This is a genomic window from Jannaschia aquimarina (assembly GCF_000877395.1).
GTDB lineage: Bacteria > Pseudomonadota > Alphaproteobacteria > Rhodobacterales > Rhodobacteraceae > Jannaschia > Jannaschia aquimarina.
On sequence record NZ_JYFE01000042.1, the window covers coordinates 12,815 to 29,033 of the forward strand.

The 16,219-nt window shown below is 66.6% G+C and carries 13 protein-coding genes; all 13 read right to left on the minus strand.

Annotation, left to right across the window (positions count from 1 at the left end; translation table 11 throughout):
* Positions 1–76 precede the first annotated feature (76 nt).
* The 13 genes from recN to jaqu_RS11950 all read right to left on the minus strand — a co-directional run bounded on the left by recN (position 77) and on the right by jaqu_RS11950 (position 16,212).
* Entirely contained in the window at positions 77–1,738 is a 1,662-nt protein-coding gene (gene recN / locus jaqu_RS11890; protein WP_043919209.1) for a DNA repair protein RecN, read from the minus strand.
* Between the two features lie 90 nt (positions 1,739–1,828).
* Positions 1,829–2,653 (minus strand): outer membrane protein assembly factor BamD, encoded by an 825-nt coding sequence (locus jaqu_RS11895; RefSeq protein WP_043919210.1) that lies wholly within the window; start codon positions 2,651–2,653, stop codon positions 1,829–1,831.
* Between the two features lie 92 nt (positions 2,654–2,745).
* On the minus strand, positions 2,746–3,660 hold the full coding sequence (gene lpxC / locus jaqu_RS11900) for a UDP-3-O-acyl-N-acetylglucosamine deacetylase (protein ID WP_043919211.1): 915 nt from the start codon (positions 3,658–3,660) through the stop codon (positions 2,746–2,748).
* Positions 3,661–3,974: 314 nt separating this feature from the next.
* On the minus strand, positions 3,975–5,549 hold the full coding sequence (gene ftsZ / locus jaqu_RS11905) for a cell division protein FtsZ (protein ID WP_043919212.1): 1,575 nt from the start codon (positions 5,547–5,549) through the stop codon (positions 3,975–3,977).
* A 252-nt stretch (positions 5,550–5,801) separates the two neighbouring features.
* The gene (locus jaqu_RS20695; protein WP_052500937.1) at positions 5,802–7,520 is read right to left on the minus strand and encodes a calcium-binding protein; all 1,719 of its coding nucleotides are present in this window, start codon (positions 7,518–7,520) and stop codon (positions 5,802–5,804) included.
* A 234-nt stretch (positions 7,521–7,754) separates the two neighbouring features.
* A complete protein-coding gene (gene ftsA / locus jaqu_RS11915) occupies positions 7,755–9,083 on the minus strand; it encodes a cell division protein FtsA (protein WP_043919213.1) in 1,329 nt (442 codons plus the stop codon).
* Positions 9,080–9,961, minus strand: coding sequence for a cell division protein FtsQ/DivIB (locus jaqu_RS11920; RefSeq protein WP_043919214.1), 882 nt, complete (start codon positions 9,959–9,961; stop codon positions 9,080–9,082). Before jaqu_RS11920 ends, ftsA begins: the two co-directional genes overlap by 4 nt.
* Positions 9,949–10,824: a D-alanine--D-alanine ligase gene (locus tag jaqu_RS11925; RefSeq protein WP_236687846.1), complete on the minus strand. Its 876-nt coding sequence runs from the start codon at positions 10,822–10,824 to the stop codon at positions 9,949–9,951. Before jaqu_RS11925 ends, jaqu_RS11920 begins: the two co-directional genes overlap by 13 nt.
* A gap of 106 nt (positions 10,825–10,930) precedes the next feature.
* Complete coding sequence (gene murB / locus jaqu_RS11930; protein ID WP_043919216.1) at positions 10,931–11,854, minus strand: UDP-N-acetylmuramate dehydrogenase; 924 nt, start codon at positions 11,852–11,854, stop codon at positions 10,931–10,933.
* 82 nt (positions 11,855–11,936) lie between these two features.
* On the minus strand, positions 11,937–12,212 hold the full coding sequence (locus jaqu_RS11935; protein WP_043919217.1) for a DUF2484 family protein: 276 nt from the start codon (positions 12,210–12,212) through the stop codon (positions 11,937–11,939).
* Between the two features lie 342 nt (positions 12,213–12,554).
* Positions 12,555–13,964: a UDP-N-acetylmuramate--L-alanine ligase gene (gene murC / locus jaqu_RS11940; RefSeq protein ID WP_043919218.1), complete on the minus strand. Its 1,410-nt coding sequence runs from the start codon at positions 13,962–13,964 to the stop codon at positions 12,555–12,557.
* On the minus strand, positions 13,961–15,049 hold the full coding sequence (locus jaqu_RS11945; RefSeq protein WP_043919219.1) for a UDP-N-acetylglucosamine--N-acetylmuramyl-(pentapeptide) pyrophosphoryl-undecaprenol N-acetylglucosamine transferase: 1,089 nt from the start codon (positions 15,047–15,049) through the stop codon (positions 13,961–13,963). The genes murC and jaqu_RS11945 overlap by 4 nt, the downstream gene beginning before the upstream one ends.
* Positions 15,046–16,212 carry a peptidoglycan glycosyltransferase FtsW gene (locus jaqu_RS11950; protein ID WP_043919220.1) on the minus strand — a complete coding sequence of 389 codons (1,167 nt, stop codon included), beginning with the start codon at positions 16,210–16,212 and terminating at the stop codon, positions 15,046–15,048. The genes jaqu_RS11945 and jaqu_RS11950 overlap by 4 nt, the downstream gene beginning before the upstream one ends.
* Between the last annotated feature and the right edge of the window lie 7 nt (positions 16,213–16,219).

The window sequence follows — 16,219 nt, forward strand, 5'->3', positions numbered from 1 at the left end:
GGTGAGCGCCCAGGGCGGCGCCACCAAGAGGCCACGGACTCATCCGCGTTGCGGACCGCCGGCCACCGGCGATCTTTCAGGCGGCGTCCAGCAGCGCCTGCGCCGCCGCCCTTGCCGCGTCGGTCACGGTGTCGCCGGCCAGCATCCGGGCCAATTCGTCGACCCGCTCGCCCTCGGCGACCGGAAGAACACGGCTGACGGTGATCTCCGCCCCCTCCCGCTCCTCGATCCGCTTCTCGACGCGCCAATGATGCGCACCGAGTGCGGCGACCTGAGGCGAGTGGGTGACCACCAAGACCTGTCCCTGTTCCGCGAGCGCTTTCAGACGTCGGCCTACGGCATCGGCGGTCGCACCACCCACGCCACGGTCGATCTCGTCGAAGATGAGGGTTCGCCCGCTTTCTCCTCCGACCAGACAGACCTTCAGCGCGAGAAGGAAGCGGGACAACTCGCCCCCCGAGGCGATCTTGTTCAGCGCTCCCGCCGGAGCGCCGGGATTGGTCGCGACCTCGAAAGCCACGTCGTCGTGACCGGTCGGGCCGGCATTTCCCGCGCTGATCCGCGTGGTGAAAACGGCCCGCTCCATCCGAAGCGGTGCAAGCTCCGCGGCCATGGCTCGGTCCAGCCGCGTTGCCGCCTCTCGCCGCTGCGCACCGACCGCGTCGGCTGCGGCCTTGTATCCGGCAGACGCGCTCTTGAGCCTGGCCTCCAACGCGTCGATCTCCGATGCCGACGCGTCGAGCAAGTCCAGGCGCGATCGAAGGTCGGCACCGAAGCCCGCCAGATCGTCGGCAAGGACGCCGTGCTTGCGGGCGAGCGCGCGGATCGCGAACAGCCGCTCCTCCACGTTCTCCAGTTCGTGCGGATCGAAATCGAGCGCGTCCAAGGCGCCCTCGACGCGGGACTGGGCCTCGCCCAGTTCCGCCATCGCGCGGCCCAACGCATCCACGGCCGGGCCAAGCGTCTCGTCCATCTCGGCGGAGGCGTCCTCCAGCCATCGTGTCGCGTCGGTCATCAGGGCTTCCGCCCCGTTCGGTCCGATTGCCTGCAACGCTTTCGCGACGTCCTCGCGAACCCGCCCGGCGCCCTGCATCATCCTGCGCCTTGCGTCGAGATCGGCCTCCTCGCCCGGCTGCGGGTCCAGGGCATCGAATTCGGCCACGGCATGGCGGAGAAAGTCCTCCTCGGCCTTCACCGCTTCGATGCGGGCTTCCGCGTCGCGAAGGGCACGGCGGGCCTGCCCGAGCCCGGTCCACGCGGCGCGGACCTCCGAGAGGTCGATACTGGCAAAGGCGTCGAGAAGGTCGCGATGAACCCGCGCATCGAGCAGGCCCTTGTCGTCGTGTTGTCCATGCAGTTCCAGAAGCGTGTCCGACAAGGCCCGCAAGACATCGCCGGACACGCGGGTTCCGTTGACCCACGCCGTCTTTCGTCCGTCGGCCGTGTTTACGCGCCGCAGGAGGAGTTCGTCGTCATCGGCCTCTATCCCGGCGTCGCGCAGCACTGTGCGCGCCGGATGGTCCACACCGATCCGGAACTCCGCCGTGACTTCGCCCTGGGCCGCCCCATCGCGCACCAGAGCCGCGCGGCCGCGCCAGCCGAGAACGAAGCCCAGACTGTCGAGCAAGATCGATTTTCCCGCCCCCGTCTCGCCGGTCAGGACATTGAGGCCGGCTCCGAGATCGAGAGACAGCCGATCGATGATGAGCATGTCGCGAATGTCGAGCGAGCGGAGCATGCCGCCGGTCTATCGCCGGCCCGGGCGCTGCGCCAGTCGGTCTGATCCAGCCATCCCTACGGTCGTTTCGCCCCGACGGTCGAGCAGGCCTCAGAGCCAGCGTCCGCGGATCGTCCTGTCGTAGATGGACCGCAGCCAGCCCGACCCACGCGCTTCGGGCGAAAGGCCCTGCCCCGTCAATTGCCGGAACGCATCGTCATAGAACGGCGAGGCCTGGAAGTTGTAGCCGAGGATCGCCCCGGCGGTCTGCGCCTCGTCTTCCAGCCCGAGCGCCAGATAGGCCTCGACGAGACGCATCAGAGCCTCGGGAGTATGCGTGGTGGTCTGGAACTCTTCAACGACGGCACGGAACCTGTTGATGGCCGCCGGATAGTGACCGCGCTTCAGGTAGTAGCGCCCGATTTCCATCTCCTTGGCCGCGAGATGGTCGAAGGCGAGGTCGAACTTCAGGATCGAGGAGCGCGCGTATTCGCTCTCGGGATAGCGCTCGATCACGGTCCGCAAGGCCTGAAGCGCCTGGAAGGTCAGACCCTGATCGCGCCCCACCTGGTCGATCTGGTCGTAGTAGGACAGCGCAAGCAGGTACTGTGCATAGGCCGCATCCTCGTCCACCGGGTAGAAGTCGATGAACCGCTGCGCAGCGGCGCGCGCATTCTCGTAGTCGCGGTCCTGATGGTAGGCGAACGCCTGCATGATGAGGGCACGTTTCGCCCATTCGGAATAGGGGTAGAGCCGCTCGATCTCGGAGAAGAGGCCGGCTGCGTCGTCCGCATCGCCCGACGCAAGCTCCCGCTCGGCCCGCTGATAGATCGTTTCCGGATCCGTATCTTCGAGGGCCACGTCGTTTCCGCCCCCGCATGCGGACAGCAGGGTGACGGCCATAGCGACCAGAGCGTAGCGCGGAGCGTGCATCATGCGGGCGCGTCCCTCAGGCCTTCATCGTTCCCATCCGGCGGCACCTTAGCGGCGCCGTCCGATGGTGTGAAGCGGCAGCGGGACGGAAAGAGTCAAACGTGGGCGAAGCGGTCACGCTCGAGCCCGGCGCCCGGGAGGATCCGGCACTCTTCGGTCTTCAGCGTCCGGATGCGATACGCCAAAGGATCCGAGAACAGCGCGTGAAGCAGCTTGTTCGTCAGGGCATGGCCCGCCTTGAGACCGGTATAGCGCCCGAGAATGGGCGCACCGGCCAGTGCGAGATCTCCCATCGCGTCGAGCATCTTGTGGCGCACGGCTTCGTCCGCATGGCGGAGCCCGCCCGGGTTTAGGACCTTGGCGCCATCGACGACGACCGCGTTGTCGTAACTTCCACCCAGGGCCTTGCCCGCGGCCCGCATGGCGTCGACGTCGGATTGGCGACAGAACGTCCGACTGTCGCAGAGTTCACGCACGAAGGTGCCGTTCGATAGACGCAGAACCTTGTGCTGCCGTCCGATGGCGGCGTCCGGAAATTCGATCGAGAAGTCGATCTCGAGCTCGGCGGCGGGGGTCAATTCGGCGCTGCCGGATCCGTCCGTCACGAAGACCCGGCGCAGCACTTCGATCGCGTGGACCGGCGCGTCCAACCGGCGCACACCGGTCGCGAGGATGGCGCGGACGAATTCGATCGCGGATCCATCGAGGATCGGCACTTCCGGCCCGTCGACATCCACGACCGCGTTCAGCACGCCGCAGCCCGAAAGCGCGGCCATCACATGCTCCACGGTCGAGACCGACACGCCCGCCTCGTTGACGAGCAACGTGCAAAGCGGCGAGCGCTCCACCGCGTCATGGCGCGCGGGAATCATCGTGTTCCCGTCGAGATCGGTCCGGCGGAACCAGATCCCGTGATGCGCTCCGGCAGGATGGATCGTCATCCGCGCGGGCGCCCCGCTGTGGAGGCCCACGCCGGAGAAGCGGATCGCATTCCGAACTGTCGTCTGCATGGCTTGCCTCACTCATCTGGTTCCCGACGCCACATTTGGCGGGCGCCTTTTCTGGTGAGGATCAGCTAGAGAAAGGACCCCGTCCAAGCAATTCAAGCTGCGTTACGGGGTGCAACGGAACCGCATCGGACGATGAGCAGATTTCCGCTCAAATGCCTTGGTGAACGGCAGACGGCAGAAAAATCAAGGCGTTGAAAGAGACGCAGAACGCGATTTGCAGGAATATCGGCAGGCGAACGTGATCCTGACGTGACGTCCAGAAACGCAAAACGGCGACCCCGGGGGCCGCCGTTTCAGGGTGAGTTTTGGCTCGGTCAGTTCGCCTGGCGCCGGAGGAAGGCCGGGATCTCGATCCGTTCCTCGTCAGGGTCGACCGTGCTGGCAGGCTCTGCCGCGCGCGGCTCGACACGCTGCGGCGCCGTGTCCGCGGATCCCGTCATCCGGTTGATCAGGCTGCTGATGCCGAAGCGTGCGTCGCCGGTGCGGGGCGGCTCCGCAGGGGTTTCCGCCGGCCGGGACGCGGCCCCTTTCTCGACGGCTGCGCGCAGGCGCGCGATGGCTTCCGGCGTCGGCGTCCCGGCGGCCGGGCGGGCCGTGACAAAGGCCGGTGCGGTCGGCTCCGCTGCCTGAAGCGGGGCGGACGGACGGGGCGCCTCGTAGGTGGGCTCTGCCGGACGGCCGAAGAAGTCGTCCGCTGCGCTCTCCTCTTCAGCGGCCTGCGCTTCCATCGCATCGAAGAACGACGCGGCCGGCGCTTCCTCGCGGGCGAAGACCTCTTCCGGCTCGGGCGCGGGTTCGGCCACGACCTCCGGCTCGGACGCGATCGCGGTGGCCGCAGCGGTCTGAACCTCGACCGGAGCGGTCGGCTCGCTCAGCCGGCGGCGCGGCATCGGTGCCGGTGCGGCGTTCTCGGCGGTGGCGTCGATCCCGGTCGCGACGACCGAAACCCGCATCGAGCCTTCCATCTCCGGGTCGAGGGTCGAGCCGACGATGATGTTCGCATCGGTATCGACCTGCTCCCGGATCACGTTCGCGGCCTCGTCCATCTCGAACAGCGTCAGGTCGTAGCCACCCGTGATGTTGATCAGCACACCCTTCGCCCCATTCAGCGACAGCTCGTCCAGAAGCGGGTTGGCGATGGCCTTCTCGGCGGCGACCTGCGCGCGGTCCTCGCCAGTCGCTTCGCCGGTGCCCATCATGGCCTTGCCCATCTCGTCCATCACCGACCGGACGTCGGCGAAGTCGAGATTGATCATGCCCGGGCGGACCATCAGATCGGTCACGCCCTTGACGCCCTGATAGAGCACGTCGTCGGCCAGTTGGAACGCCTCGGTGAAGGTCGTCTTCTCGTTGGCCAGCCGGAACAGATTCTGGTTCGGGATGATGATCAGCGTATCGACGACCTTCTGGAGCGCCTCGGCGCCTTCCTCGGCCTGGCGCATCCGCTTGGCGCCTTCGAAGGCGAACGGCTTGGTCACCACGCCGACGGTGAGGATGCCGAGTTCCCGCGCCGCTTGCGCGATGATCGGGGCGGCCCCGGTGCCGGTGCCCCCGCCCATCCCGGCGGTGATGAAACACATATGCGCACCGGCGAGGCGGTCCACGATCTCTTCGATGGTCTCTTCGGCGGCGCTGGCTCCGACCTCGGGACGGGCTCCTGCGCCCAGACCCTCGGTGACGCGTGCGCCAAGTTGGATGCGAGCCTGTGCCTGGTTCTGCTGAAGCGCCTGCGCATCCGTGTTCGCCACGACGAATTCGACGCCTTCCAGATCCTTCTGGATCATGTTGTTGACTGCGTTTCCGCCAGCCCCACCAACGCCAAACACCGTGATGCGAGGCCGCAGATCATGCTCCGGAGCGCCGCCGGGCATGGAGAGATTCAATGTCATTGCTCTGTCCACCTGTATATTTCTGCCACAGCCCTGTTCCCGAGCCATTGGCAGTGATTCTAACCGCTGCGTTTCCGCGCGTCACGCCAAAAAGCAAGAAACACGTGCCGGAAAGCGGATTTCCTGTTGCAAGCCGGTCCGGGCGCCGACGTAGCCTTCATGAAACCGCAGGATCTCCTTTCTACAGACCGGAACGGAAAGCGGGCGCCCGGTGGGTCCGGGCGCCCGCTCCAGAAACGCGTGATGTCCGGATCAGACGAAGATGTCGCCCGAGATCGCGGTGAAATCGGCCTCGCTCAGCCCGAAGAGGGTGATCGTGCCGCCACCGTCCAGCGCCACGACGGTGTTGTCGTTCTCGAAGCTTACCGTCGCGTCGAACCCGTTCAGGTCGATCCGATCCAGGCCGCCCTCGAAGCCGAAGACGAAATCGTCCCCGTTCGCCAGAACATCCACCAGGATCGTATCGGCCGCACCGTCGCCTACGACACCGAGACCCGTCCGGAGGTTATCGTCGCCTTCGCCGACAAGCAGCAGGTCGGAATCGAAGCCGCCCCAGATCCGATCGTTCCCGGCCCCGCCATCAACGGTATCTTCGCCGGCGCCGCCTTTCATCCGATCGTTTCCATCGCCTCCGATCAACTCGTCGGCGCCATCGCCGCCATTCATCAGATCGTCGCCGTCGCCGCCTTCCAGCGTGTCGTCGCCGTCTCCGCCGAACATGCGGTCATTTCCGCCGTTGCCGACAAGAAGATCGTCACCGAACAGGCCGTAGATCGTGTCGTTACCGTCGGCACCGACCTCCAGCGAGTCCCTGTCGCGGTCGACCAGACGCTGACCCTCTATGACCACGGGGTCGTCGTCGTCTTCCTCTACGGTGACGGTCACGGTCGCGGTATCCGTCAGTTCGCCATCGGTCACGGTGTAGGTGAAGGTGTCGTCGCCCGCAAAGCCCGCCGCGGGCGTATAGCTCAGCGTTCCGTCCGCATTCTCCGCAATCGTGCTGCCATTTGCGGAGATCGCGTCGAAAGCGGCAATGGCGAGGATGTCTCCGTCGGCATCGACATCGTTGCCGAGGACGTCGATCGCAGCGATGGCCACGCCTTCATCGGTCATCGCCGTGTCGTCGCGCGCATCGGGGCGGTCGTTGGCGTCCGTATCGACCCGGGCATCGGCGAGGATGTTGAGGCCCACGAAGAAGATGTTGTCGTCCCCGGACGCGTTCCGCGTATTCAGAACGAGAGATGTGGCCCCGTCCGCGATGAAGGGGGTTCCATCGACATCGTTACCCTGGGCGAGGTCGTACAATTCGTCGTCCAGCCGGGGATCGGCGTTCGCGGATGCGAAGGGGTCCGCCGGGTTGGCCGGATCGTCTCCGGTGCCGCCCACGGTCACCAGACCCCCGTTCGTGCCCAGACCGTCGTCCTGCCCGCCAGCCGAACTGGTCAGACGCCGACCGTCGATATCGACCTCCGAGTCCTGTGATCCGCCCTGGAAGCCAAAGCCGATGCCAAGCGAAAGCAGCGCCTCAAAGCCGTCGACGGATGTATCGACCGCCTCTGCGAAGCCGACCGTCGCGGTATCGCCGGAACTGTTCGAAAATCCGTCCAGGAAAACGATCGAGCGTTCTGCCTCGTCCGGATTGCTGTAGGCCACGGCAAGGACATAGCCGTCGAGAGCCAACGAAGTCGTAGATGCATCGACGTCGATTTCGATCGTCGCATCGTCCCCATCTCCGACGAGATCGTCGATCAGATCGGTAACATCCGCCCGCCAGGCCTGAAGGTTGTTGTTGACCCCAAGCGCCGTGAACTCGTCGCCAGTGACTTCTTCACCTTCGAGCGTGACGGAAAGGCCGCCCACCGTGGCGCTGTACGTCGTCTGATAAAGGAACGCGGCTTCCACCGTCGATCCTTCCGGGATCAGCAGTTCCAGCGTCCCGCCATCTGTCGCGGCGCCGCCGACGGCATCCAACGTCCAGTTACCATTTCCAAAAAAAGAATAATTCGCAGAGACCGGCATCTTAACCCCCAAGCCCCGACGCGGTCGGCCTCAGAGAGATCAGTACGGATCCCGCATACCACCGCGTCTCGTTACGCAATTCGACGGCACCGCCGCCCCATTCAAACCGCCCCGACCCTATATTGCGAAAGGTGGTTAACGGCGATTAACGAATTCCACGCCGGACCCGGCAAAGTCAACGTATTCCTACCAATTGTCCCGGAACCACCGCACGGCCTTGTGGAGCGTGCGACCCGACGCCTGATGCGGCTTCAGATCGAAATCCCAGAACTCGTCCTGCGGCTCTGCGCCCTGCATGCAAAGCCCCACGCAGGCCGCAAATGCCGGCCCCTTCGCCATCGCGGGCAGTCCCTGAACCCGCAGCGGCCGACCCAGACGAACCTGATTTCCCAGGATCCGAGCCGCTAGGCCATCGAGACCCGGCAACTGGCTCGCACCGCCGGTCAGGACGATCCGCTGCCCCGGAAGGTGTGCGAACCCCGCATCGTCGAGGCACTTGCGGGCCTCTTCCAGCATCTCTTCGACCCGGGGTCGAATGATCCCGATAAGCTCCGTCCGCGTCGCCGAGCGGCGGTCGTGATGCCAGTCACCGGTTTCCGCCTCGAGGGCGATGATCTCCCGGTCGTCCATGCCCGTCGCCTGAACCCCGCCATAGCGGCATTTGATCTTTTCGGCCATCTCGCGGGGGATGCGCAGCCCTTGCCCTATGTCGCTCGTGATGTGGTCGCCGCCGATGCGGACCGTATTCGCATAGACCATGTGACGGCGCAGAAACACGCTGATCCCGGTCGTTCCCGCACCCATGTCGATGCACGCGGCGCCGAGTTCCTTCTCGTCCTCGACCAGCGCGCTCGTCGCGGCGGCATAGGGCGCCGAGGCCAGACCCGCGATCTCCAGGTCGCAGCGATGGATACAGGTCAGCAGATTCTCGATCGCATGGTCGTCCACCGACAGCAGGTGCATGTCGGCGCGCAGAACCTCGCCGGTCTGGCCACGCGGGTCGCGCAGCTGCGCCCGATGGTCGATCCCGAAATTCACCGGCTGGGCATGCAGAACCTCGCGGCCCGGCCCCAGATCGGGGCGGTCGACGCTTGCCAGAACCCGCGCGACGTCCTGCACGGCGCAAGGTCCGTCCTCCAGCAGGACCTCGCCCGTCAGCCCGAAGCTTCCCGGCCGTCCACCCGCGAAGCAGGCGATGACGTGGTCCACGCGGATACCGGCCATCTTCTGCGCCGCCTGCACGGCGGTCCGGATCGCCCGCTCGGTCTCGGGCATCGAGACGACCTCTCCGCAGCGGACCCCCCGCGACCGGGTCGTCGCCGCGCCGATCACACGGAAGTTGGACTGGCCGGCCATGTGGCCGACGCCCTCGCCTTCGGGCGTGTTCTCTTCGAAGCGCAGGACAAGGCAGGACGTCTGAAACGTCCCCACGTCCAAGATCGCCACGACGCCCCGCTGCAAGGCAGCCTGTCGCTTGCGCCGCATCGCGCGTTGGGCCTGGAACAAACGGCTCATCCGTCCTCCGCTTCCTCGTAAGACAACCTCTGGACCTGCTGCATCCGCTTGAGCTCGGCGACCGCACCCGGATTGAGGCGCAGCGTCGCGCGCCGTGGCAGTCGCAGGTCGAGCGCGGCGATATCGCGCGACAGCACGTCGCGTGCCTCATGCATCGCAAGCGCCCGGTCGAGCGCCGCCGCAGGCGCGACTTCCGGCAGCAGGATCCGTGTGCCGCCGGTCAGGATCACGTCCCAGCGACGGTCGCCGATCCGGACCAGACCCACCAGCCTGTCGCGAATGGGGTCCGCCGAGCGCAGCAGGGTCAGCGCTTCGGGTACGACTTCGGCCGCGCCCTCGCCGGAGATGAGCGGCAGCGCTCCGGCGGCATCGAGGCTGTCGAGCGTCGCCACCCGGTGGCCCTCCGCATCCAGCACGTCGATCCCGTCCTCGCCCCGCCAGACAACCGCCGGAGTCCGCTCCGTGACCCGAAGAAGAAGGACGCCGCCGGACTTGATCCGCAGCTCGACCGACCGGACGGGATCCAGCTTCTCGAGCTCCGCGCGCAATTCCGCCAGATCGAGCTTGAAGCGGGAGATGGGCAATTCGAGCGGCAGCGCCTCCTGGATGTCCGCCTGCAATTGCTGGCCCGCGCCTTCGATCCGGAGCAGCCCGACCATGAATTCGGGTCGATCCTGAACGGCGTCGACGGCATTTTGCCAACCGGTCCGGATCGCTTCGATCCGGTGGGGGTCGTTGATGTACCAGGCGAACAGGAACACGAGGGTGAATGACGGGATGCCCGTCCGGACCAGCGCGCGGAAGAGTGGGGTGAGCCACAACCGCTCCAGCCGGTAGCGCCACTTCGAGGGCGCGGGATCGGGCTTCACGTTCGCCATGCGTCCTCCACCAGGCGGCGGCAGAGCGCGCCGAAGGACAGCCCGGCATGGGCCGCCTGCTCGGGCGTCAGCGATGTCGGCGTCATGCCCGGCTGCGTGTTGGTTTCGAGGACGATCAATCCGTCCCGGCCACGGCTCTCGTCCCAGCGAAAGTCGGTCCGGCTGATCGACCGGCACCCAAGCATGTGATGCGCCCGAAGGGCCATGTCGCGGACGAGTTCGGTGATCTCGGCCGGCAGATCGGCCGGCAGGACGTGACGGCTGCCGCCCTCCTCGTATTTCGCCTCGTAGTCGTACCACCCGTCGGTGAGGATTTCCGTGACCCCCAGCGCCTCGTCGCCCAGGACGGTGCAGGTCAGCTCCCGGCCGGGGGCATAGGCTTCGACCATGACGATGTCCGGCATCGTCTCGGCCAGGATCGGCGGGGAACTCGCGCCTTCGGGCACGATGTAGATCCCGACCGAAGACCCCTCGTCGTTGGGCTTGACCACGTATGGGGCGGGCATCGGATGTGCTTTTTGCACATCTGCCTTCGGGACCAGCCGGCTCTCCGCGACTGGCAGACCGTGCTGGCGGTAGATGTCCTTGGTTCGGCTCTTGTCGATGGCCAATGCCGAGGCCAGCACGCCGGAATGCGTGTACCGATAGCCCAGCCAGTCCATCAGCCCCTGGACCACGCCATCTTCTCCGCCGGGTCCGTGCAGTGCGTTGAAGACCACGTCCGGCGCCGCGGCGCGCAGATCGTCCACGAGGTCGGGACCCGCGTCGATCTCGGTCACGTCGAAGCCTTCTTCGCGCAAAGCGTGCGCGCAGCCGCGGCCCGTCGACAACGAGACCTCGCGCTCCGATGAGAGGCCGCCCATGAGGACGGCGATTTTCCGGGGTGTCCTGCCCGACATACCCTACGATCCGCCTGTATCGGGGCCTTGATGGCCCTCTTGAACTCTGTGCCCCCGGCCTCTGACGGACCTATTCGGGCGCGGGCTCACCGACCCGCATGATTTCCCACTCTAGCGATATTCCGCTGTGGGCCAAGACCTTCTCTCGGACCTCCTCGCCCAATCCTTCGAGGTCTGCGGCACTTGCGCCACCCTCGTTGACGAGAAAGTTGGAATGTTTCGGACTCATGATCGCGCCGCCCCGCCGCGCGCCGCGCAATCCGGCGTCGTCGATCACCTTCCAGGCCTTCAGGTCGTGGACGTCGTCTTCGCGACCCGTACTGCTGAACCCGGCTGGATTGCGGAACGTCGATCCCGCGCTGCGGTCCTTCGTCGGTTGCGTCTCGTCGCGTTTGGCGAGTTGCGCCTCCATCCGCGCCTCAAGCTCCGCCGGATCGCCTTCGGGTGCCTCGAAGACCGCCGAGATCAGCACCCAACCGTCTGGCAGGACAGAGGAGCGGTAAGCCATCCGCAAATCCGCACTCGGGATCGTGACGCGCTCTCCCCGCCGGGTGACGGCCTCCACCTCGATCAGGCGGTCGGCCGTGTACGTGCCATAGCAACCCGCATTCATCCGGACCGCACCCCCGACAGATCCGGGGATCGTGCGCAGGAACGTCAGGTCGAGCCCCGCCGCAGCCGCCTTGCGCGCCACATGCGCATCCAGAGCGGCCGCGCCCGCCGTGACACGCGCCCCGTCGATCTCGATCCCGTTGAAGCCGCGTCCCAACCGGATGACCACCGCGCGCAATCCACCATCGCGCACGATAAGGTTGGAGCCAACGCCCATCGGAAAGACCGGGACGTCGGGATCGAGCGCCGCGAGAAAGGCGCTCAGATCCTCGATATCCGCCGGCTGGAACAAGGCATCCGCGGGACCGCCCACGCGCAACCAGGTCAGCGACGCGAGATCGCGGTCGAGCGTGAGCGTGCCTCTGACGGGTGGGTAGGTCATGGGTCGGGGTTAGGGGGGCAACGCGGCAGGGACAAGGGCGGCAGGACCGGCCAACTGGCCAGATCGGCGGAGCGGGTTTTTTTTACGACGCCCCCGATCGCCCCATGAGCCGCCGAAGCCACCGGCCCAGATAAATGACCGGCCAGCGCAGGACGAGAGCCATCACGGCAAGACCGAGCGCCGCCCAGCCCCAGCCCTCACTGATGCCGATCCAGATCAGGAGCGGCAGGCCGACCGCGATCAGGCCATAGGCCGCCGGCCAAGATTGCCTGGCCGTCAGGACGGTCTGCAGGATCCAGGCCAAGACCACCCAGAGGCAAAGCGCGATCAGGGCCACCGCATTCCCCTTTCGGAGCATCTGGTCCGAAGACCGACCGGGATGGCCACGAATTCCAGCACCCCGCCGTGATGGCCATGGGCTTGGTGCGCGCCATCCGAACGGTCGGTCCATTCACAGGGGACGAGGCGCCCGCCAAGAGAACCATATGGCGCCCCGGAGCGGCCGCCTCGACCCACGACGGGGATCGCTGCCAGCCGACTTGTCCACAAGGCCGCGAGAGGCGCGTCGAACAGCATTGCGACGGAAGCCGGGATGCCTTGCTTCACGACGCCCATTCACCGCCGGCAGGATCGTTGATCGCGTCGAAGTCCCGTGACTCCAGAGGCCGCCCGATCCTGACCGGAAAGGGCTTTGCACACGTCACGCTGCCGCCCCGTTCAGAGCTTCCGGCAGACCGCGGGCCCAGGTCGAGATCGTGCCGGCACCAAGGCAGACGACGATATCGCCGGGGCGGGCCTGCTCCTTCACCAGGCGGGCCAGATCGGCCTCGTCGTGAACGGAGCGGGCATGGCGGTGCCCGGTTCGGATCAGGCCCGCGACAAGATCGTCGCGGCTGGCGCCCTCGATCGGATCCTCGCCTGCGGCGTAGACCTCGGCGATGCCCACGACATCGGCATCCGCAAAGCAGCCGCAGAAATCGTCGAACAGGCTGTGCAGCCGCGAATACCGGTGCGGCTGGTGAACGGCGATGACCCGGCCCTCGTCCCCGATGGCCTGACGCGCGGCCTTGAGGACGGCGGCGATCTCCACGGGATGGTGGCCGTAATCGTCGATGATGGGAATGCCGTGCCACTCGCCCACGCGGGTGAAGCGGCGGTTCACGCCGCCGAAGCTGGCCAGCGCGTCGCGGATCACGTCCTTGGGCACGCCCAGTTCGCGCGCGACCGCGACGGCGGCCAACGCGTTCGACACGTTGTGATCGCCCGGCATCGGCAGGGTGCAGCCCTCGATCACCTGCTCTTCGGCCTGCAGCGCGACGTCGAAATGCGCCACGCCCGCCTCGTAGCGCAGATTGATCGCGCGGATATCGGCCTGCGCGTTGAAGCCGTAGGTGACGACCCGCCGGTCGGTGACGCGTCCGACCAGCGCGCGAACCTCGGCGTGATCGGTGCAAAGCACGGCCAGCCCGTAGAACGGGATGTTCGAGACGAAGTCGGTGAAGCCCTCGTGCAGCTTCTCGATCGTGCCCCAATGCTCCATGTGCTCCGGGTCGATATTCGTCACGATCGCGATGGTGGCCGGCAGGCGGTTGAACGTGCCGTCGCTTTCGTCGGCTTCGACCACCATCCATTCGCCGGTGCCCTGCCGCGCGTTCGAGCCGTAGGCGTGGATGATCCCGCCATTGATGACTGTGGGGTCCAGCTTGCCCGCATCCAGCAGCGCGCTGACCATCGTGGTCGTGGTCGTCTTGCCATGCGTCCCGGCGACGGCGACATTCGACTTGAGGCGCATCAACTCGGCCAGCATCTCCGCCCGGCGGACCACCGGAAGGCCCCGCGCGCGCGCCGCATCCAGTTCGGGATTGCCGGGCTTGATCGCGGACGAGATCACCACGACCTCCGCGCCCTCCAGGTTCTGCGGCTGCTGTCCGGTGAAGATCCGCGCCCCCAGCTTTTCCAGCCGCCGGGTGATCTCGGATGACTTCATGTCCGAGCCCTGAACCGTGAAGCCCTGGCTCAGCAAGACCTCGGCGATGCCGGACATGCCGATGCCGCCGATCCCGACGAAATGGATGGGGCCGGTCGAGGTGGACATCTTCGTGGCGTTCATGCGGGCGTCCTCAGGCTTTCGCAGAGATCGGCCAGACGGCTGGCCGCATCCGGGATTGCAATCGAGTTGGCGGCACGGGCCATGCGGGACGCGCCATCGGGGTTGGTCAAGATCAATTCGGCCTGCTGGGCCAGCGTGTCGGGGGTCAGCTTCCGTTCCGGGATCAGGATCGCCGCGTTCGCCTCCACCAGCCCGCGTGCGTTGGCCGTCTGCTCGTCGCGCAAGGCCGATGCAAGAGGCACCAAGATGGAGGGGCGTCCGATCACCGACAAATCGGCAACAGTCGAGGCGCCCGATCGCGCGATGACGAGCTGCGCATCGGCCATCCGGTTGGGCATGTCGTCGAAGAACGGCAGGACCTCGGCCCGGAGACCCGTGTGAGCATAGGCGGCGGTGACGCGGTCGATGTCTTCCGGCCTCGCCTGATGGGCGACCCGCAGATGCGCGCGCAGGTCGACAGGCAGGCGGGAGAGCGCCTCGGGCACCACGTCCGAAAGGATGCGCGCCCCTTGGCTTCCGCCGGTGACGAGAACGCTCATCGGGTGGTCGCCGGGGGCGATGTAGGGCGCGGCTTCGCGGGCACGGATCGCGGCACGGACCGGATTGCCCACATGCTTGCCGTCCACCCCGTCGGGCAATTCGGTGGGCCAGGTTCCGCAGGCCACGGCATCGACGCGGGTCGCGAAGATCTGGTTCACACGGCCCAGAACGCCGTTCTGCTCGTGAATGAGGCGCGGCAGCTTCAGAAGCGTCGCGCCGGCCAAAGCCGGGATCGAGGGATAGCCCCCGAAGCCTGCGACAAGGGCCGGCCGGTCGCGGCGAAACGCCTGCATCGCCCGAAAGGTGCCTTGCGTAAGACGCAGGGGGACGGCCGCCTTGGCCAGGGGACCGCCGCGGGCGAAGGTTGCGGCCGGAACGACCTCGACCGGCACGTCTTCGGGGAACCCGCCGGAATACCGTGCGCCGCGCTGATCGGTCGACAGCGTGACACGCCAGCCGCGGGAGAGCATCTCTTCCGCGAGGCTCTGGGCAGGGAACATGTGCCCCCCCGTCCCGCCTGCCGCGATGACCAGCAGGGGGCTCATTCCCGTCCGCCAAGCAGGTGATCGCGCATCTCGTTCTGCGGCCGCGTACGCGTGAAGCAGAGCAGCATGCCGGCCAGCCCTCCCATCGCGATAAGGGACGACCCCCCGTAGCTGACGAATGGCAGCGTCATCCCCTTGGCGGGCAGCAACCGGACGGCGACGCCGAGGTTGATGAAGGCTTGCGCAGCAAACAGGACGGTCAGGCCGGTCCCGGCGAGACGGATGAACATGTCCCGCTCGCGCGTGAGGCGGATCAGGCAGCGCACCGTGATCGTCGCGAAGAGGGCGACGATGAACAGCACCATAATGAGGCCGTATTCCTCGGCCGCGACCGCGATGATGAAATCCGTATGCGCATCCGGCAGCGTCCACTTCACCCGGCCTTCGTTCACACCGGTGCCGAAGAAGCCGCCTTCGCGGATCGCGTTGGTCGCGTAGCCAAGCTGCGTCCTGGGGTCGATTTCCGGATTGAGGAAGCCGTCGATGCGGCGCGCGAAATGCTCGGAATTCTGGTAGGCGACCATGCCGGTCAGCGCGATGGCGCCGACAACGCCGGTCAGGACCGCGATGGGCGCCCCCGCCACGAAGTAGATCGAAGACCACGCGATGACCGTCAGCATGGCCTGCCCGAAATCTGGCTGCGTCACCAGGAATCCCAGGATGACGAGGGTCAGACAGGCAGAGATCGACTTGCCGGGGGGGCCATTCGGCTCGTGCGCGGCGGCCATCAGCCAGGCCGTGACCACGACGAAGCAGGGCTTCAGGAACTCGGACGGCTGCACGGATGCGAAGCCCAGCGAATACCAGCGCGTCGCGCCCTTGCCGAAATCCGTGCCTGCGATGGGCAGTGCCATGACGGCCAGAAGGGTGATCCCGAATGCGATCACACCGAGCCGGCGCAGGACGTGCGGTTGCAGCATCGACGCGACGAGCATCACCGCAAAGGCGAGGATCCCGAAGACGAGTTGCCGTTCGACGTAATGGAATTGCGGCAGGCCGTTCCGCTCGGCCAGAGGGACCGAAGCGGCCAGCCCGAGGAGGATGCCGATAGCGAAGAGCGTGACCAGACAGCCCAGTACGACCTTGTCCACCGTGCGCCACCACCGCGACAGGATAGCCTCGCCCGGAAGGACGACGACCGCGCCATGAGCGATCTCGGTCATGTTCAGA

Coding starts and splice junctions, on each gene's coding strand:
- recN (WP_043919209.1), bottom strand. CDS start 1,738: ATGCTCCGCTCGCTCGACATTCGCGACATGCTCATCATCGATCGGCTG.
- jaqu_RS11895 (WP_043919210.1), bottom strand. CDS start 2,653: ATGATGCACGCTCCGCGCTACGCTCTGGTCGCTATGGCCGTCACCCTG.
- lpxC (WP_043919211.1), bottom strand. CDS start 3,660: ATGCAGACGACAGTTCGGAATGCGATCCGCTTCTCCGGCGTGGGCCTC.
- ftsZ (WP_043919212.1), bottom strand. CDS start 5,549: ATGACATTGAATCTCTCCATGCCCGGCGGCGCTCCGGAGCATGATCTG.
- ftsA (WP_043919213.1), bottom strand. CDS start 9,083: ATGAGCCGTTTGTTCCAGGCCCAACGCGCGATGCGGCGCAAGCGACAG.
- jaqu_RS11920 (WP_043919214.1), bottom strand. CDS start 9,961: ATGGCGAACGTGAAGCCCGATCCCGCGCCCTCGAAGTGGCGCTACCGG.
- jaqu_RS11925 (WP_236687846.1), bottom strand. CDS start 10,824: ATGGGCGGCCTCTCATCGGAGCGCGAGGTCTCGTTGTCGACGGGCCGC.
- murB (WP_043919216.1), bottom strand. CDS start 11,854: ATGACCTACCCACCCGTCAGAGGCACGCTCACGCTCGACCGCGATCTC.
- jaqu_RS11935 (WP_043919217.1), bottom strand. CDS start 12,212: ATGCTCCGAAAGGGGAATGCGGTGGCCCTGATCGCGCTTTGCCTCTGG.
- murC (WP_043919218.1), bottom strand. CDS start 13,964: ATGAACGCCACGAAGATGTCCACCTCGACCGGCCCCATCCATTTCGTC.
- jaqu_RS11945 (WP_043919219.1), bottom strand. CDS start 15,049: ATGAGCCCCCTGCTGGTCATCGCGGCAGGCGGGACGGGGGGGCACATG.
- jaqu_RS11950 (WP_043919220.1), bottom strand. CDS start 16,212: ATGACCGAGATCGCTCATGGCGCGGTCGTCGTCCTTCCGGGCGAGGCT.